We start from the raw sequence: 18438 nt of genomic DNA on the forward strand, positions 1-18438 counted from the left end.
AAGGCATGGCGGAGTTCATCTACACGATGTACAAGGCGCGCAAGGCCCACGGCGACAAGGTGATCCTTGACGACGTCACGATGTCGTTCTACCCCGGCGCCAAGATCGGCATGGTCGGGCCGAACGGCGCCGGGAAGTCGACGATCCTCAAGATCATGGCGGGGATGGACCAGCCGTCGAACGGTGAGGCCAGGCTGTCGCCCGGGTACAGCGTGGGGATCCTCGAGCAGGAACCGCCGCTCAACGAGGACAAGACCGTGCTCGGAAACGTCGAGGAGGGCGTCGGGGAGATCAAGGCCAAGCTGGACCGGTTCAACGAGATCTCGCAGCTCATGACCGAGCCGGACGCCGACTACGACTCCCTGCTCGCCGAGATGGGAGAGCTGCAGGAGGCGCTCGACCACGCCGACGCGTGGGACCTGGACTCCCAGCTCGAGCAGGCGATGGACGCGCTGCGCTGCCCGCCGCCGGACGCCGACGTCACGGTCCTGTCCGGTGGCGAGCGGCGCCGTGTGGCCCTGTGCAAGCTGCTGCTCAGCAAGCCCGACCTGCTGCTGCTCGACGAGCCGACCAACCACCTGGACGCCGAGAGCGTGACCTGGCTCGAGCAGCACCTCGCCGGGTACCCCGGCGCAGTCATCGCCGTCACCCACGACCGGTACTTCCTCGACAACGTCGCCCAGTGGATCGCCGAGGTCGACCGCGGCCGGCTCTACCCGTACGAGGGCAACTACTCCACCTACCTGGAGAAGAAGAGGGAACGACTCCAGGTGCAGGGCAAGAAGGACGCCAAGCTCGCCAAGCGCCTCGCCAGCGAGCTGGAGTGGGTGCGCCAGAACGCCAAGGGCCGGCAGGCCAAGTCCAAGGCCCGCCTCCAGCGCTACGAGGAGATGGCGGCCGAGGCGGAGCGGACCCGCAAGCTCGACTTCGAGGAGATCCAGATCCCGCCGGGGCCGCGGCTCGGCAGCCTGGTGATCGAGGTGCAGGACCTGCGCAAGGGCTTCGGCGACCGGGTGCTCATCGACGGCCTGTCGTTCTCGTTGCCCCGCAACGGCATCGTCGGCGTCATCGGCCCCAACGGCGTCGGCAAGACGACTCTGTTCAAGACCATCGTCGGCCTCGAGGAGCCTGACGCCGGCACCGTGCGGATCGGCGACACCGTCAAGATCTCCTACGTCGACCAGAGCCGTGCTGGCCTCGACCCGCGCAAGACGCTCTGGGAGGTGGTTTCCGACGGCCTCGACTACATCAAGGTCGGCAACGTCGAGATCCCCTCGCGCGCCTACGTCTCCCAGTTCGGGTTCAAGGGTCCGGACCAGCAGAAGCCGGCCGGCGTCCTGTCCGGCGGCGAGCGCAACCGGCTCAATCTCGCGCTGACGCTCAAGGAGGGCGGGAACCTCCTGCTCCTGGACGAGCCGACCAACGACCTCGACATCGAGACCCTCGGTTCGCTGGAGAACGCGCTGCTGGAGTTCCCCGGCTGCGCCGTCGTCATCTCCCACGACCGGTGGTTCCTCGACCGGGTGGCCACCCACATCCTCGCCTGGGAGGGCACAGAGCAGAACCCCGGTTCGTGGTACTGGTTCGAGGGCAACTTCCAGGCCTACGAGGAGAACAAGGTCGAGCGGCTGGGGCCGGATGCGGCGCGCCCGCACCGGGTGACGTACCGCAAGCTGACGCGCGACTGAGGGGCCTATCTGCCACGCTGCCGCCGTGAACGTGCTGCAGCGCCTGCAGGAGCGCTTCTGGTTCGTGCCCACCGTCCTCTCCCTCGCGGCGTTCGTGCTCGCCCAGGGGCTGGTGGCTCTCGACCGCGTCCTCGAGGACGCCGTCATCCCCTCGTGGCTCGGCGTCCTGCTGTTTCGGGTGGGGGAGAACGGCAGCCGGGACATCCTCGGTGCGGTAGCGAGCTCCAGCCTGGCGGTCGCCGGGACGACGTTCTCCATCACGATGGCCGTGCTCGCGCTCACCTCGTCGAGCTACGGCCCACGTCTGGTGCGCAACTTCATGGCCGACCGGGGCAACCAGGTCGTGCTGGGGGTTTTCGTCGCGACGTTCCTCTACAGCCTGCTCGTGCTCCGCTCGATCCGGGTCATCGGGGACCCTGGCGACCAGGAGGCCGAGGTGTTCGTGCCGCACCTGGCCGTGAACGGGGCCGTGCTGCTCGCCGTTCTCAACGTCGGGGTGCTCGTCTACTTCATCCACCACATCAGCGACTCGATCCAGATCGCCACTCTGGCCCGGCAGGTTCGCACCGACCTGCGCAGCACCGTCGAGCGGCTCTACCCGACCGGGATCGGGCACGACCAGCGCGTCCTCGACGATGCCGACGCCGAGGCAGACCTGCCGGACCGTCTCGACGAGGAGGGCGCACCGGTCACCGCTGGGCGACCGGGCTACGTCCAGTCGGTTCGGGAAGAGGCCCTTCTCGCCGCGGCGTGCGAGCACGACGTCCTCATTGCGTTGCGGACCGAGCCCGGCCGGTACGTCCTGGACGACACCCCGCTCGCCATCGTGTACCCGCCGCAGCGGCACGGCGTGGACCTGCAAGCCGCGGTGCGCTCGGCTGTCGTCGTCGCCGATGCTCGCAGCCCCTACCAGGACGTCGCGTTCGCCGTCCAGCAGCTGACCGAGATGGCGGTGCGGGCGTTGTCTCCCGGCACGAACGATCCGTTCACCGCCGTGAACGCCCTCGACGACCTCGCCGCCGGACTGACACTGCTGGCGGCGAGGGAGCTGCCCTCCGCCGCCCGGTACGACGACGACGGCGTGCTGCGGGTGCACGCGCCGCGCTCGTCGGTGGTGGACCTGGTCAGCACTGTGCTCGACAACATGCGGTGGTACGCGGCGGACGCGCCGGCGGTCATGCACGCGGCGCTCCAGCTGGTGGAGCGGCTGGCGGGGCACGCCCGTCACCGTGAGCTGCGGGCCCGGTTGCTGACCCAGGTCGGCCTGCTGCGTGAGGCGTTCGAACGGGCCGGTCACCAGGAGCACGACGTGAAGGTGTTCGCCGACCACGCCGACCGGGTGACCCGAGTCATCACGGCCCCCAGCCAGACGTCCGTTGACCCTGGCCGGCCGACACGCCCCTCTTCGTGATCAGTCAGAACCTCTTCGTGACCAGTCGAAAACCCTCTTCGTGACCAGTCGAAAACCCTCTTCGTGATCATGCAATCCCGCCACCCACGTTGCGTGTGATCCGCCCAGCCCCCCGGCCGTGATCATGCAATCCCGCCACCCACTTGCTCACCGTCCGGCTCACAGAATGCTGGGTTGGTGGCGCGACACGCCGGCCAAGCCGTGCCGAGCGCAGCATTCTGTGGTCGGGACGCCTGACCCGACGTGGGCTGCCATGGCCACCAGCGGTGATCAGGGGTCCACGCAGTTCGCCACCCCGGCTGCCACCGTTCACGACGCGCCGCACCAAGGCGCCCACCCGCTCCTTGTCGTGCGGCGTCTCGCGGTGTCTTGCGGCGGTGGCTCGGGACGGATCAGAAGGGGCCCCGGGACGCCGCGACGGCTGCCATCGTCCGACGCGGCCTTGCAAAGGTCGTGAGAGGTTCAGGTCATCTCGTCACTCATGCGGGGTGGCGGGATTGCATGATCACGGGTGGGGCGTGCGGGGTGGCGGGATAGCATGATCACGGGTGGGGCGCGCGGGGTGGCGGGATTGCATGATCACGGGTGGGGCGCGTGGGGTGGCGGGATTGCATGATCACGACGGGGGTTCGAGTGGTCACCGGGGGACGCGGATCATGCCCTCCTGGGCGATCGAGGCGACGAGGACGCCGTCGGTGTCGAACACCCTCGCGATCCCGAGCCCGCGGGCCCCGGACGCCGAGGGCGTGCCCTGGACGAACAGCAGCCACTCGTCGGCGCGCACCGGCCGGTGCCACCACATCGCGTGGTCCAGGCTGGCCATCCGCAGTCCCGGCTGGGTCCAGGCGATCCCGTGCCGGCGCAGCACGACCTCCAGCAGCGTGTAGTCGCTCGCGTACGCCAGCACCGCGCGGTTCACCAGGTCGTCGGCGGGCAGCCGGCCGTTGGCCCGCATCCACACCGCCTGGCGCGCCTGACGGGAGCTGTCTCCCTTGAGGTACAGCGGCTGGTCCACGTGCCGGATGTCGATGGGCCGGCGCAGCGCCCAGCCCTGGGCCATCGGGTGGTCGATGTGCCCCAGCAGCTCGCGGGCCGACGGCAGTGACTCCGGGTCGGGCACGCCGGCGGGCATCTCGTCCTGGTGGTCCAGCCCTTCCGCGGGCTCCTGGAACGAGGCGATCATCGACAGGATCGGCTTGCCGAACTGGATGGCGTGCACCCGGCGGGCGCTGAACGAGCGACCGTCACGCAGCCGCTCCACGGCGAAGGTGATCGGCGCCATGGCGTCACCCGGTCGCAGGAAGTAGCCGTGCATGGAGTGCAGCTGCCGCCCTTGCGGCACGGTCCGCCCGGCGGCGACCACGGTCTGGCCGAGGACCTGCCCGCCGAACACACGGCCGTGCGGCTGCTGCTGGCTCTCGCCGACGAAGAGGTCCTGCCCGCGGTCGTCGAGACCCTCCGGGCGCAACTCGAGCACCGAGAGCAGCTCCTCAAAGGGGTCCCGGGTCTTCTGCCCACCGTCCGTCACCGTCACCGGCCTCCTCGTCGCCGTCCGTGCCCCGCGCAGTATGGCGGGGGGTCACTCACGGGGTTGCCGGGCCCCCATCTGATCCAGGGTGGTCAGGCCGGCCTCCACCACGCCCCGGACCAGGTCCGCGTCCGGGCGCCGTCCTGGCTCACCGGAGGTGCGCAGCTCCTCGAGGGCGACGGCGATGCGGAAGTACCCGCACGCTGTCGCCCAGCGCAGCGCGGCCAGGTCTCTCTCGTCGAGCCCGGTCCGGGCGGCGTACCGCTGCGCGAGCTCGTCCGCGGGCGGGAACCCGGGGGCGGCGGCGAGCCCGAACCCGTTGCCCACGACCGCCGAGCCGGTCGACGCGGTGACCCCCTCGGTGGCCGCCAGCAGGAGGCCTACGTCCGCGAGCGGGTCGCCCACGGTCGCGAGCTCCCAGTCCAGCACCGCCCGGACGGCGAGGGTCGCGTCGTCCAGGACGAGGTTGTCGAGGCGGTAGTCACCGTGGACGATGCCGTGGCGGGCAGGCGACGCGGACGGCGCCGGCACGGACCCGGCCAGTCGCACCCGCAGCACGTCGATGCCCGGCACGGCCCGGCTGCGGTGGCGGTCCAGCTGCTGCCCGAGCCGGCGCAGGTACCGGCCGAGGTGGCCGTCCCCGCGAGCCAGGTCGCCCAGCCCGACGGCGTCCGGGTCGACGGTGTGCAGGTCGGCCAGGACGTCGACCATGGCCAGGGCGACAGTGCGGCGCTCGGTAGGGGACAGCCGGGCGAGGTCCGCACGGGTTCGGACGACGAGGCCCGGAACCCGCTCGGTGAGCAGGAAAGGGGCCCCGGTCACCGTCGGGTCCGTGCACAGCGCGACGGGCCGGGGGACCGGCACCGGTCCGCCCGCCAGCGCACTGAGCACCCGGTACTCGAAGGCGACGCCGTGGGCACGCGGAGTCACGTGCCCCGGCAGCGGGCGGCGCAGCACCCACTCGTGGTCGTCGACGTCGAGCAGGAACGTGACGTGGGTGCGTCCGCCGCTGACCCGCTGGACCCGGGGCTCGCCGGAGGCAAGCCCCTGGGCGCGCAGCCAGTCGCGCAGCGCGGGCAGGTCGAGCTCGGGCGGCTGGGCGTCCGGGTGCGTCGTCGAGGGGACCACGGCGCGACGCTACCGCCGCGCGGCGTGACTCGTCGGATCAGCCAGCACGGGATGGGGCAGCACGGCATGGGGCAGCACGGGATGGGGCAGCACGGCATGGGGCAGCACGGCATGGGGCAGCATGGGGCCATGCCTCGCTTGCACTTCCCGATGGCCCTGCGCTGGTCGGACATGGACGCCTACCGCCACGTCAACAACGTCGCGTTCCTGCGGCTGCTCGAGGACGCGCGCGTCCTGGCGTTCCACGGGCACGACAGCGACGACGGCGGGAGCATGCTCGACAACGGTGTCCTCGTCGTCCGCCACGAGATCGACTACCTGGCTCCGCTGCACTGGCGACCCGAGCCGATCCGCATCGACCTGTGGGTCACCGACATCAAGGGGGCCAGCTTCGACATGGGGTATGAGGTGCTCGACGACTCCGACGGTGACGGCGCCCCGGTGGTCTACGCCCGCGCGGAGTCCACGCTCGTCGTCTACGACCTCACGCAGGGCCGGCCGCGCCGGCTCACCGACGGCGAGCGGGCCCGGTTGGAGCGGCTGCGCGACGCGCCGGTCGACCTGCGCCGTCGGCGGACCCAGGAGCGGGGCGGCCGGTGACCGACGAGCACGACCGCCCCGGGACGCTGCCCCTGGTGGACGAGGAGTCCTGGAGCGACCTGGAGACCTTCCTCGGACGGGCCAAGTTCGTCGACCCGGACGGCGCGGCCCGGCTGCGCGCCGACGGTGACGTCCTCGCCGTCTACGTGTCCCCCGTGCACGGAGGCGGCGGCGTCGACGTCCTCGGTCTTCGGGTCTTCGCCCTGTCCGAGCCTCGCGAGCTGGACGTCGTCGTCGAGCTCGCGGCTCTGACCGACCGACTCGCGCGGGAGGCCGCCGCACCCGTCCTCGCCGTGCCCCCGACCCAGCTGTCCGGGGTCGCGTGGGCCGGTGTGGCGCCGCCCCGCGGCGGGTGGGCCCCGGTGGCCGACGTGCCGGCCGCCGCCTTGCGCGAGGTCGCCCGCCAGGGAGTCACCGAGGTGGCGGCCGGTGCCCCGGACGTCGCCGGCGCGCCCGCGGTGAGCCGGCTGCGGGCGCGGGTGTGGTCGCGGCCGACCACCCTGGCCGCGCTGCCTGCCGGCGCCGATGTGCCGGCCGGTGCGGCCTTCGCCGCCGAGTCCCTGGGCTTCCTCACCGGCGAGCCGGTCGCCGTCCGCGCCGCCGGGCCCTGGCGGCGGCTGAGCACCAGCGCCGGGCACGTGCTGACCCGCCGGCCGCTCGGGACCTGAGTCCTTTCGCCTCAGCGGGCCGGTGCGGCAGGCTGGGGCGGTGGCCACCACAGCGGACCTTCTCGTCGACCTCTTCGGCCGGGTGCGCGAGCGCACCCTCGCTACGCTCGCGGACCTGACGCCCGACGAGCTCGCCCTCCGGATCGACCCCGAGGCGAACACGGTCGGCTGGCTGGTCTGGCACCTCACCCGCGTCCAGGACGACCACGTCGCCGCGGTCGCCGGCACCGAGCAGGTGTGGACGGCGCAGGGCTGGGTCGGGCGCTTCGAGCTGCCGCTCGACCCCGCCGACATCGGCTACGGGCACACTCCCGAGCAGGTGGCCGCCGTCCGGGTGAGCGACCCGGACCTCCTCGCCGGCTACCACGAGGCGGTCCACGCGGCGAGCGTGCGCTACCTCAGTGGGCTCGGCGACGCCGACCTCGACCGGGTGGTCGACACCTCCTGGGACCCGCCGGTCACCCTCGGCGTCCGGCTGGTCAGCGTCGTGGACGACGACCTCGAGCACGCCGGCCAGGCCGCGTTCCTGCGCGGTCACCTGCTGCGGCGGCGCCGGGAGTGAGACGGCTGTCGCGGGGCGTCAGGCGCGCACCCACGCGGTGACGTCGGTCGGCACCGCGGGCCGGCCGTCCGGGCCGGCGACCAGGTCTCCGGAGACGAGCAGCACCTCCGCACCTGCCGGCAGCGACACCGGCTCCTCGCCGAGGTTCGTCACGACGAGCGCGGGGGCGTTGGCGAAGGCCACGACGTCCGGACCGGCCTCGGTCCAGGTCAGGTCACCGCTACCGAGTCCGAGCTCGCGGCGCAGCCGAAGCGCGGCGCGGTACATCTCGTACGTCGACCCCGGCACACCGCGCTGGCGGTCCAGCGCGTAGCCGGCGAACTCCGGCGGCTGCGGCAGCCAGCTGCGGCCGGTCGGGGAGAAGCCGTAGGCCGGTGCGTCGTGCTGCCACGGAAGCGGCACCCGGCAGCCGTCGCGACCGATCTCCTCGCCGCCGGTGCGGTGGAAGGCCGGGTCCTGGCGGACGTCGTGCGGCATCGTCGTGTGGTCGGGCAGCCCGAGCTCCTCACCCTGGTACAGGTACGCCGACCCGGGCAGGGCGAGCATGAGCAGGGTGGCGGCGCGGGCCCGGCGCAGGCCGAGCTCGGCGTCCGGCTGAGGGTCCTGCGCGGCGATCCCGTGCGGGCGCGGCGTCCCGACCGGCAGGCCGAGGCGGGAGGCGTGCCGGACGACGTCGTGGTTGCTCAGCACCCACGTCGTCGGGGCACCGACGGACCCCATCTCGGCGAGGGACTCCGCCACCACCCGGCGCAGGTCCGCCGCGCGCCACGGGGCGACGAGGAAGTCGAAGTTGAAGGCCTGGTGCATCTCGTCCGGCCGGACGTAGCGCGCCAGTCGGTCCGCCGGTGCCACCCAGGCCTCGGCGACGAGCATCCGGTCGCCGTCGTACCCGTCGAGGACCTTGCGCCAGGAGCGGTAGACGTCGTGGACGCCGTCCTGGTCCCACATCGGCGGACGCTCGCCGTCGGCGTTCGCGCCCTCGATCATCTCCTGGTCGTGGTCCCAGTCCGGCAGGCCCGGGGCCTTGACCAGTCCGTGCGCGACGTCCACCCGGAAGCCGTCGACGCCGCGGTCCAGCCAGAACCGCAGCACGTCCTCCATCTCGGCCCACACGTCGCCGCACGTCCAGTCCAGGTCCGGCTGCTTGGTGTCGAACAGGTGCAGGTACCACTGGCCGGGTCGGCCGTCGGTCTCGATCACCCGGGTCCACGCGTCGCCGCCGAACACCGACCGCCAGTCGTTCGGCGGCAGGGCGCCGTCCGGTCCGCGCCCGTCCCGGAAGATGTACCGAGCCCGCTCGGGGCTGCCCGGTCCGGCTGCCAGCGCGGCGCGGAACCACGGGTGCTCGTCCGAGGTGTGGTTGGGCACCAGGTCGACGATGACGCGGATCCCCAGCTCGTGGGCGCGGGCCAGGAGGGCGTCGGCGTCGGAGAGCTCGCCGAACACCGGGTCGACGTCGCGGTAGTCGGCCACGTCGTAGCCGGCGTCCGCCTGGGGGGAGACGTAGAACGGGCTCAGCCACACGGCGTCCACGCCCAGCTCGGCGAGGTGACCGAGCCGGCTCGTGATCCCTGGCAGGTCCCCGACGCCGTCCCCGTCGGCGTCGGCGAAGGAGCGGGGGTAGATCTGGTAGATGACGGCGGATCGCCACCACTGGCGCGGCTCGGGGGTCACGGCCACGAGCCTAGGCAGCGGCCCCGGGGTACTCGCAACTCCTTGCGCTTCGTGGAAGGGGTTTCAGCCGAGCCGGTTGACCATGCTGTGGGCCGCACGCTCCAGGTAGTCCCACAGCATCGACTCGTACAGCGGGGGGAGTCCGAGCTCGTCAACGGCGACGCGCATGTGCCGTAGCCATCGGTCCCGTGCGTCGGCGTCGACGACGAACGGCGCGTGCCGCATCCGCAGCCGCGGGTGCCCGCGTCGTTCGCTGTACGTCGTCGGCCCGCCCCAGTACTGCTCGAGGAACATGCGCAGTCGTTCGGCGGCCGGCGCGAGGTCCTCCTCGGGATACATCGCTCGCAGCACCGGGTCGGCGGCCACGCCCTGGTAGAACCGGTCGACGAGCCGGACGAACGTCTCGTGCCCGCCGACCGCCTCGTAGAACGTCTGCTGCCGGGGGGGAGGGTCCTGGGGCCGGTGAGCAGGCTCCTCGGGCCGGACGGCGTCACTGGGCCGGTCGGTGGCCTCCTCGGGTCGGGCGGCGTCGGTGGGCCGGTGGGTGGGGTGAGTCACGGCCTCATTGTCCGCCCTCGCCGCACCCTCGTCACAGCCCCCACCCACGTCCCCCCCGTGATCAGTCAAGACTCCCCCCGTCGTGATCATGCAATCCCGCCACCCGCACCACCGTCCGTCCGTTCGCAGAATGCTGGGTTGGTGGCGCAACACGCCGGCAAAGGTGCGACGGATCCAGCATTCTGCGGCAAAGGGGGTCGGGGTGGCGGGATTGCATGATCACGGGTGGGTCATGCGGGGTGGCGGGATTGCATGATCACGGGGCGGGGGGAAAAGGGGGGAGGAGGTCAGAGGCCGGAGTCGTTGCGGGGCTCGATCTCCTGGGCGACCTTGGACTCCCCGCCAGGGGGCTGCTCGTGGCGCTCCTGCTCGCTGCCGCCACGCCGTCCGTCGTCCTGCGTCCGCATCCAGACGGTCCGCTGCGGGAACGGGATCTCGATCCCCTCCCGGTCGAAACGGGCCTTGATCCGGCGGCGTAGCTCCCGGGCGACCCCCCACTGCTGCAGCGGCGCCGTCTTGACGACGAGCCGTACCACGACGGAGTCGGCGGCCAGCGCCTCGACGCCCCAGACCTCCGGCTCCTCCAGCACGAGTGGGCCCCAGTCGGCGTCCGCGGCGAGTTCGGCACCCACCTGGCGCAGCAGGTCCTGCACCCGGCCGACGTCCTCGCCGTAGGCAACGGCCACGTCGAGGACGGCGCGGGCCCAGCCCTGGGACATGTTGCCGACCCGCAGGATCTCCCCGTTGGGCACGTACCAGACCGTGCCGGAGACGTCCCGCAGGCGGGTCACCCGAAGGCCGACGGCCTCGACGGTGCCGTTGGCCTCACCGACGTCGACGACGTCGCCGACCCCGTACTGGTCCTCGACGATCATGAACATGCCGGAGAGGAAGTCCTTGACGAGGGTCTGGGAGCCGAACCCCAGGGCGACCCCGACGATGCCGGCGCCGGCGATCAGCGGACCGACGTTGATGCTGAGCTCGGAGAGCACCATGAGCACGACGACGACTCCGACCACGCCGGTGCTGATGCTCTTGAGCACCGACCCGATCGTCTGGGCCCGCTGCACCCGGCGCTCGCCGGTCAGTGGGGACTCCAGCAGCGCCGTCGCCGAGCTCCGCCGGCCGGACCGACCCCGCTGCGGCGCGCCGCCGGGTGCCGTCGCCCCCTCCACGATCCGGTCCGTGAGCCGGGTGATGCCCCGGTGCAGCAGCCAGCGCAGCACCAGCCCGACCAGGACGATGAGCAGGATGCTCGCCAGCGTGCCGAGGATGCCGGACACCCAGCGGGACAGGTCCTGGTTGCCCGTCCAGTCGTACAGGACGCCGCAGAACGACCCGTCCTCGACCCGGCAGGGCGTGCTCTCCGGGTCGACCCGTTCGAGCAGCCCGCCCGTCTCGGTCGGCGTGGGCGACGGCTCCACGGACGGCGGGACGCTCGGCCCGGTCGCGGGCGAGGCCGACGCCGCCAGGGCAGGCGTGAACGAGGAGTGCATCGGTCCTCGACCCTAACCGGCTGCCGGGCCGCCGAGGTCCAGGCCGGTGTGGAACGCCGCGAAGGCGAGGGTGTCGGCGACGAGGTCGACGGTGCGCGACACCGCCCGGGCGCCGTGCCCGACGTCCTTCTCCCGGCGGACCAGCACCGGCGCCTCGTCCACCGGGGCGCTGGTGGCGTGCTGGAGCGCGGCCGCGAGCTTGCGGGCGTGCAGCGGGTCCACCCGGGTGTCGCCGTCGAACACGGTGAACAGCGTCGCCGGGTAGCGCACCCCGTCACGGACGTGGTGGTAGGGGGAGTACCCGAGCAGCCACCCGAGCTGCTCGGGGTCCTCGGCGTCCCCGTACTCCTCGCTCCAGGTCACCCCCAGGCCGTGCAGCTGGTAGCGCACCATGTCCAGCAGCGGGGCGGCGCACAGCACGGCCGCGTAGGCGTCCGGCCGCTGGGTGAGCGCGGCGCCGACGAGCAGGCCGCCGTTGGAGCCGCCCGAGACGGCGAGCTGGCGGGGCGTCGTCCAGCCGCCGGCGACGAGGGCGTCGGCGCAGGCGTGGAAGTCGTCGAAGGTGTGCTGCTTGGCCGCCATCATCCCGTCGCGGTGCCAGTCCTCGCCCTCCTCGGCCCCGCCCCGCAGGTTCGCCACGGCGTACACCCCGCCCGCCTCCACCCAGGCCAGTGCGGTCGCCGAGTACCCCGGCGTGAGGGAGACGCCGAAGCCGCCGTAGCCGTACAGGATCGTGGGCGCCGGCCGGCGCGGCCGGCCGTCGTCGTCGAGGAGGTCCGCTCGGGCGATGACGAACATCCGCACCGTCGTGCCGTCCGCGCTGGTCACCTCCACCTGCTGGGACACCGTCGTCGGGACGTCGCTGACCTCGCCGGGCGGGGCCGCCCACAGCGACACCTCGCCGGTGCGGGCGTCCCAGCGGTGCACGTGCGGGAGCGTCGTGTGGTCGGTCCAGGTGAACCACAGCTCGTGGCCTCCCTCGGGCCGCGAGAGCAGCCCGCCGACGGTGCCCAGTCCCGGCAGCGGGATCTCGCCGCGCCGCTCACCGGTCGCCAGGTCGTGCACGGTCAGCTCCGAGACGGCGTGCCGGGTCCACGCGGCGACGAGCAGCGGGGCGTCGCCGAGCTCCGGGCCGTCGAGCACCGCGTAGTCCTCCAGGACGGCGTCCGCGCGCTCGGGCAGTAGGTCCCGCCAGCCGTCCCGGCCGGGGCGGGTGGGGTCGGCGACGGCCAGCCGGCCTCGCGGGGCGTCCAGGTCGGTGGCGACGTACAGCCGGCCGTCGCGTCCGACGTGCGCCGAGGTCTGGGCGTCCAGGCCGACGGCGACCTCGACGAGCGCGGGCCGCTCCGCTCCGGTCGCCGTGAGGTCGGCCAGCCAGACGTCGGTGCGCGGGGCGGTGCCCTCGGAGGCGCTGACGACAAGCCAGCGGCCGTCGAGGGAGACGCTCACCCCGTAGTAGGAGGTCATCGGGCGCCCCGCGCCGAACACCTCGACGTCCTGGGCGGGGTCGGTCCCGACGGTGTGCAGCCACACCCGGCGGTGGTACTGCCGCTCCTCCGGGGGCACCAGGTCGGGGTCCACCCGGCGGACGTAGTAGAACCGTTCCCCACCCGGCAGCCACGCCACCGGCGAGTACCGGGCCCGGTCGACGGGACCGTCGAGCAGCTCGCCGGTCGCGACGTCGAGGACGTGCAGCACGCTCTCCTCCGTGCCCCCCGCCGACAGCTGGTAGGCGAGTCGGTCGCCCTCCTTGCTCGGCTGCCACGCGTCGAGGGTGGTGGCGCCGGACGGGTCGACCGCCATCGGGTCGACGAGCACCCGCTCGCGCTCGCCCCCCGCGCCGTCCGGCTCGACGACCAGCAGGACGCCGTGCTCCTGGTCGCCGCGGCGGCGCATGACGAACCGGCGCTGGCCCCGCCACACCGGCGGCCCGATGCTGCCGGCGCCGAGCAGCTCGCGGACGCGGGCCGCGACCCGCTCGCGGCCCGGCCACCGGGCGCGGTGCTCGGCGAACAGCTCGTCCTGCGCCGCGGACCAGGCGACGGTGCGCGGGTCCTGCGGGTCCTCCAGCCACCGGTAGGGGTCGGCGACCCGGTGGGTGGGGGCGGTGCGCGGAAGCGTCTCGACGAGGTCGAGCCGTTCGGCGACGGGATACCCGGTGGGCCGGGTGGACGGCGCGGCAGCGGACATGGGGCCCGAGGGTAGCCAGGCGGGGCGCTGCCACCGCGTCACCGGCCCTGGTCTGGCAGGATCCCCGCGCGTGAGCGACACACCGAGCGGCCCCGCGGTCGGCGACATCCCCTCAGCCCGGCTGGTCGAGCTGGCCCGGGCCCACGGGGTGGCCACCGAGTTCTGGGACTGGCGGGGCCAGCACGTCCCGGTGCCCGCCGCGACCATCACCGCCGTCCTGCGCGCCCTGGACGTCGACGCGTCCACCGAGCAGGCCGTCGAGGCAGCCCTCGAGGACGTCGAGCTGGCGCCCTGGCGCCGGACGCTGCCGCCGGTGGTCGTCGTCCGGCAAGGACGGCGCCCGTGGGTGCCGGTGCACGTGCCGCACGGCGAACCGGCCCGGTTGCACGTCGTCCTCGAGGACGGCCGCCGCCGTGACCTCGAGCAGCAGGACCGGTGGGTCGACCCCCGCGCGGTGGACGGCGCCCTCGTCGGCGAGGCGACCTTCGAGGTGCCCGCGGACCTCCCGCTCGGCTGGCACGTCCTGCGGGCCGAGTCGCCCACCCGGACGGCGACGTGCCCCCTGGTCGTCACCCCCGACCGGCTCGAGCTGCCGGAGGCGCTGCGAGAGCGCCGCCGCTGGGGTCTGATGGCGCAGCTGTACTCGGTGCGCTCCACGCTGTCGTGGGGGCTGGGCGACCTCGCCGACCTCGCCGAGCTCGCCGACTGGGGGGGACGCGACCTCGGGGCGGACTTCGTCCTGGTCAACCCGTTGCACGCCGCCGAGCCGGTCGGCCGGATGGAGCCGAGCCCCTACCTGCCGACCACCCGTCGCTTCGTGAACCCGGTCTACATCCGGGTGGAGGACGTGCGGGAGACCGCGTACCTGCCCTCGGCGGACCGCGCACTGGTCGAGTGGCAGGCCGAGGAGCTGCGGGCACGGAACACCGACCCCGGCGGCCTGGACCGGGACGCCGTGTGGGCCGCCAAGCGGACCGCGTTGGAGACCGTGTACCGGGCCGGGCGCAGTCCGGCCCGGCAGGCGGACTTCGAGGCGTTCTGCGCCCGGGAGGGGCAGGGTCTGGAGGACTTCGCGTTCTGGTCGGCGCTCGCCGAGCACTTCGGCCTGCCGGCGTCCACGTGGCCGCCGGAGGCGCACGACCGGGACTCGGAGCTGCTCGCCGGGCTGCGCAGCGACCTCGCCGAGCGGACGACGTTCCACAAGTGGCTGCAGTGGGTCGCGGACTCCCAGCTGGAGGCGGCCCAGCGCACGGCCCGGCGCGCCGGGATGGCCTTCGGCGTCGTCCACGACCTCGCCGTCGGGGTGCATCCCGAGGGTGCCGACGCCTGGTCGCTCAAGGGCGTCCTGGCCGAGGCCGTCACGGTCGGCGCCCCGCCGGACGCCTTCAACCAGGTAGGACAGGACTGGAGCCAGCCCCCGTGGCGGCCGGACGCGCTCGCCGAGGCCGGGTACGCCCCGTACCGGGACATGCTGCGCACCGTGCTGCGGCACGCCGGCGGCATCCGGGTCGACCACATCATCGGTCTGTTCCGGCTGTGGTGGGTGCCGGACGGTCAGGGCCCGGCGGCAGGCACGTACGTCCGCTACGACCACGAGGCCCTCGTCGGCATCCTCGCCCTGGAGGCCTACCGGGCCGGTGCCTTCGTCGTCGGCGAGGACCTCGGCACCGTCGAGCCGTGGGTGCGGGACTACCTGCGCGAGCGAGGCGTGCTGGGCACGTCGATCCTGTGGTTCGAGAAGGACGCCGAGGGCCGTCCGCTGGAGCCGGGGCAGTGGCGTGAGCTGTGCCTGGCCACGGTGACCACCCACGACCTGCCGCCGACCGCCGGGTACCTCGCCGGCGAGCACATCGAGCTGCGCGAGCGCCTGGGGCTGCTCACCCGGCCGGTGGCGGAGGAGCTGGCCGTCGACACCGCTGACCGGGAGGCGGTGATGGACCAGCTGCGCCGCCTCGGGCTGCTGCCCGAGGACGCCATCGAGCGCGAGCGGGTGGAGGCGCTGCACCGGTTCCTCACCCTCACCCCGAGCCGGCTGATCGGGGTGTCCCTGCCGGACGCCGTCGGCGACCGGCGCACCCAGAACCAGCCGGGCACCAACGAGGAGTACCCGAACTGGCGGATGCCGCTCGCCGACGGGGCCGGCTCCGTCGTCCTGCTCGAGGACCTGCGCAACCGGCCCCGGGCGCTGTCGCTGGCCGAGGTGATGAACCGGGGCCTGTCCAGCTCCTGACCCGGGCAGCGCCGACGGGTCAGCCCTGCCGCTCGCGCTCCCGGGCGCGCCGGTCGCACTCCTGGGCGCGCAGCGCACGGGCGACGCCGTCCCGGTTCTCCAGCACCAGCCGGCGCAGCGCAGGTAGGTCCTCGCCGGCCGCGGCGAGCCACTCGTCGGTGCGCCGCAGCGTCTCCTCGGTGGCGAGCCGGGTCGGGTACAGGCCGGTGACGATCTGCTGGGCGATCTCGTTCGTCCGGGTCTGCCAGACGCGGCGCAGCGCGGCGAAGTACGGCTCGACGAACGGTTCGAGCAGCGCGGTGTCGTGGACGTGCCCGAAACCGCCGATCACGGCGGCCTGGACGGCGTTCGGCAGCTCGTCGGAGTCGACGACGGAGGCCCACGCCTCCGCCTTGGCCTCCGGGGTGGGCCGCGCCGCTCGCGCGGACGCCGCCGCCCGTCGACCGGCCGCGGTGTCGTCCCGCCGCTGCTCGGCGTCGATCTCGGCGTCACCGGCCCGGCCACCGGCGACGAGGGCACCGAGCAGGTCCCAGCGCAGGTCCGTGTCGACGCTTAGCCCTTCGGGCACAGCGCTGCCGTCCAGGATCCCCGTGAGGACGTCGAGGTGCTCGTCGGTGACGGCGAGCCCGGCGAACGCCTTGAGCAGCTGCAGCTGGGCGTCGCTGCCCGGCTCGGCCGCGCGCACGTGCCGCAGCAGCCGCTCGGCCACGTCCCGCTGGACCTCCCGACGGTGCTCGGGGGCGGTGTAGAGCAGCACCGCCGAGCTGAGCTGGCGCAGCAGGACCAGGACGACGGAGGAGTCGGTCTCGGCGTCGAGGTTCGACAGCACGAGGTCGATGAAGTCACGGGCCGGCAGCTCGGCGTCCCGGGTCATGTCCCACGCCGCGGCCCACACGAGGGTCCGCGGCAGCGAGTCCTCGAACGCGCCGAGGTGACCGACCGCGGTGCGCAGCGAGGCGTCGTCGAGGCGGATCTTGGCGTAGGCGAGGTCGTCGTCGTTGAGCAGCAGCAGATCCGGCCGGGGCTGCCCGACCAGGTCCGGCACCTCGGTGCGCTGCCCCTCGACGTCCAGCTCGACGCGGTGCGTGCGCTCCAGGCGCACGCGTCCGCCGTCCTCGACGAGGTCGTAGCAGCCGATCGCCAGCCGGTGCGGCCGCAGCACGGGGTGCTCCTCGGGCGCCTCCTGCGCCACGGCGACGGCGGTCAGCACGCCGTCGGCGTCCGTCTCCAGCACCGGCCGCAGGGTGGTCACCCCGGCCCGTTCCAGCCACAGGTCCGACCACGCGGTGAGGTCCCGCCCGGAGGTGCGCTCGAGCTCGACGAGCAGGTCGCGCAGCTCGGTGTTGCCCCAGGCGTGGGTGCGGAAGTACTGCCGGACGCCGGCGACGAACTCCTCCCGGCCCACCCAGGCGACCAGCTGCTTGAGCACGCTCGCGCCCTTGGCGTAGGTGATGCCGTCGAAGTTCACCTCGACGTCCTCGAGGTCCCGGATGTCCGCCACGATCGGGTGCGTGGAGGGCAGCTGGTCCTGCCGGTAGGCCCAGGACTTCTCCATCGAGGAGAACGTCGTCCAGGCCGAGCGCCACCGGGTGGCCTCGCTCATGCACAGGGTCGAGGCGTACTCGGCGAACGACTCGTTGAGCCACAGGTCGTCCCACCAGCGCATGGTGACGAGGTCCCCGAACCACATGTGCGCCAGCTCGTGGAGGATCGTCAGCGCCCTCCGCTCGTACATCGCGTCCGGGACCCGGGAGCGGAAGACGTAGGTCTCCAGGAAGGTCACCGCGCCGGCGTTCTCCATCGCCCCGGCGTTGAACTCCGGCACGAACAGCTGGTCGTACTTCTCGAACGGGTAGGGCAGGTCGAACGTCGACTCGAAGAACTCGAACCCGCGGCGGGTGATGTCGAAGATCTCGTCGGCGTCGAGGAACTCGGCCAGTGACGCCCGGCAGAACACGCCCAGGGGCACGCTGCGTCCGTCCCGGCTGGTCAGCTCGCCCCGCACGACGTGGTACGGGCCGGCGACCAGCGCCGTGACGTAGGGCGCGAGCCGGGGGGTCGGCGCGAACCGCCAGGTGGCCCGGCCCGGTCCGGACGGCGTGGGGCTGGGTGTCGGGGAGTTCGACACCACCTGCCAGTGGTCCGGCGCGGTGACCGTGAAGGAGAACGTCGCCTTGAGGTCCGGCTGGTCGAACACGGTGAACACGCGCCGGGCGTCGGCGACCTCGAACTGGCTGTAGAGGTACGTCTCGTCGTCCACCGGGTCGACGAAGCGGTGCAGCCCCTCCCCGGTGTTCATGTACGCGCAGTCGGCGACGACCCGCAGCTCGTTGTCCGCGGCGAGGTCCGCCAGGTGGATCCGGGTGCCGTCAGCCACCTCGGCCGGGTCGAGCCGGCGGCCGTTGAGCTCCACCTCGTGCACGGTGGGGGCGACGAGGTCGACGAACGTCGACGCGCCGGGCTCCGCGCACGCGAAGCGGACGACGGTCGTCGAGCCGAACGTGCCCCCGTCGCCACCGAGGTCCAGCGTCACGTCGTAGGAGGTGACGTCGAGCAGCCGGGCGCGCTGCCGGGCCTCGTCGCGGGTGAGGTTCAGACCGGGCACGCAAGCCCCTTCCGTCGTCTCGGATCGTGGTCGGGCGGGAATCCTCGCACGACCGGGCACGCTGTCGCAGGCGACACCCGGTCGGTGCTGCGCGCCGGCC

At 73.2% G+C, this 18438-nt stretch carries 13 protein-coding genes; 6 read left to right on the top strand and 7 right to left on the bottom strand.

Annotated features, from left to right (window positions below; all coding sequences use genetic code 11):
- Nucleotides 1-5 precede the first annotated feature (5 nt).
- Nucleotides 6-1688: an energy-dependent translational throttle protein EttA gene (gene ettA / locus ACFP6A_RS10720; RefSeq protein ID WP_379603519.1), complete on the top strand. Its 1683-nt coding sequence runs from the start codon at nucleotides 6-8 to the stop codon at nucleotides 1686-1688.
- A gap of 25 nt (nucleotides 1689-1713) precedes the next feature.
- Nucleotides 1714-3099 (top strand): DUF2254 domain-containing protein, encoded by a 1386-nt coding sequence (locus tag ACFP6A_RS10725; RefSeq protein WP_379603520.1) that lies wholly within the window; start codon nucleotides 1714-1716, stop codon nucleotides 3097-3099.
- A 637-nt stretch (nucleotides 3100-3736) separates the two neighbouring features.
- On the opposite strand, the gene ACFP6A_RS10730 is transcribed toward ACFP6A_RS10725, so the two are convergent.
- Together ACFP6A_RS10730 and ACFP6A_RS10735 are read right to left on the bottom strand one after the other, a co-directional pair.
- Nucleotides 3737-4633 carry an acyl-CoA thioesterase gene (locus ACFP6A_RS10730; RefSeq protein ID WP_379603521.1) on the bottom strand — a complete coding sequence of 299 codons (897 nt, stop codon included), beginning with the start codon at nucleotides 4631-4633 and terminating at the stop codon, nucleotides 3737-3739.
- 45 nt (nucleotides 4634-4678) lie between these two features.
- The gene (locus ACFP6A_RS10735; protein WP_379603522.1) at nucleotides 4679-5755 is read right to left on the bottom strand and encodes a phosphotransferase family protein; all 1077 of its coding nucleotides are present in this window, start codon (nucleotides 5753-5755) and stop codon (nucleotides 4679-4681) included.
- Between the two features lie 129 nt (nucleotides 5756-5884).
- On the opposite strand from ACFP6A_RS10735, the gene ACFP6A_RS10740 reads away from it, so the two are divergent.
- From ACFP6A_RS10740 to ACFP6A_RS10750, 3 genes are read left to right on the top strand one after another with little or no spacing between them, the layout of a single operon-like run.
- Nucleotides 5885-6355: an acyl-CoA thioesterase gene (locus tag ACFP6A_RS10740; protein ID WP_379603523.1), complete on the top strand. Its 471-nt coding sequence runs from the start codon at nucleotides 5885-5887 to the stop codon at nucleotides 6353-6355.
- Nucleotides 6352-7023 (top strand): hypothetical protein, encoded by a 672-nt coding sequence (locus tag ACFP6A_RS10745; RefSeq protein WP_379603524.1) that lies wholly within the window; start codon nucleotides 6352-6354, stop codon nucleotides 7021-7023. Before ACFP6A_RS10740 ends, ACFP6A_RS10745 begins: the two co-directional genes overlap by 4 nt.
- A gap of 40 nt (nucleotides 7024-7063) precedes the next feature.
- Nucleotides 7064-7585 carry a DinB family protein gene (locus ACFP6A_RS10750; protein ID WP_379603525.1) on the top strand — a complete coding sequence of 174 codons (522 nt, stop codon included), beginning with the start codon at nucleotides 7064-7066 and terminating at the stop codon, nucleotides 7583-7585.
- A gap of 18 nt (nucleotides 7586-7603) precedes the next feature.
- Here ACFP6A_RS10750 and ACFP6A_RS10755 read toward each other — a convergent pair whose 3' ends face one another.
- From ACFP6A_RS10755 to ACFP6A_RS10770, 4 genes are all read right to left on the bottom strand, one after another.
- On the bottom strand, nucleotides 7604-9265 hold the full coding sequence (locus ACFP6A_RS10755; protein ID WP_379603526.1) for an alpha-amylase family glycosyl hydrolase: 1662 nt from the start codon (nucleotides 9263-9265) through the stop codon (nucleotides 7604-7606).
- A 57-nt stretch (nucleotides 9266-9322) separates the two neighbouring features.
- Nucleotides 9323-9817 carry a globin gene (locus ACFP6A_RS10760; protein ID WP_379603527.1) on the bottom strand — a complete coding sequence of 165 codons (495 nt, stop codon included), beginning with the start codon at nucleotides 9815-9817 and terminating at the stop codon, nucleotides 9323-9325.
- A 287-nt stretch (nucleotides 9818-10104) separates the two neighbouring features.
- Nucleotides 10105-11313, bottom strand: coding sequence for a mechanosensitive ion channel family protein (locus ACFP6A_RS10765; RefSeq protein WP_379603528.1), 1209 nt, complete (start codon nucleotides 11311-11313; stop codon nucleotides 10105-10107).
- Nucleotides 11314-11325: 12 nt separating this feature from the next.
- Nucleotides 11326-13503, bottom strand: a complete 2178-nt coding sequence (locus tag ACFP6A_RS10770) for a prolyl oligopeptidase family protein (protein ID WP_379603529.1) — start codon at nucleotides 13501-13503, stop codon at nucleotides 11326-11328.
- A 70-nt stretch (nucleotides 13504-13573) separates the two neighbouring features.
- Here ACFP6A_RS10770 and malQ point away from each other — a divergent pair, with 70 nt between their 5' ends.
- Nucleotides 13574-15733 (top strand): 4-alpha-glucanotransferase, encoded by a 2160-nt coding sequence (malQ, locus tag ACFP6A_RS10775; RefSeq protein ID WP_379603530.1) that lies wholly within the window; start codon nucleotides 13574-13576, stop codon nucleotides 15731-15733.
- A gap of 19 nt (nucleotides 15734-15752) precedes the next feature.
- On the opposite strand, the gene pepN is transcribed toward malQ, so the two are convergent.
- Complete coding sequence (gene pepN, locus ACFP6A_RS10780) at nucleotides 15753-18338, bottom strand: aminopeptidase N (RefSeq protein WP_379603531.1); 2586 nt, start codon at nucleotides 18336-18338, stop codon at nucleotides 15753-15755.
- Nucleotides 18339-18438 lie beyond the last annotated feature (100 nt).

Source organism: Quadrisphaera sp. GCM10027208, assembly GCF_042658805.1.
Classification (GTDB): domain Bacteria; phylum Actinomycetota; class Actinomycetes; order Actinomycetales; family SCSIO-59966; genus SCSIO-59966.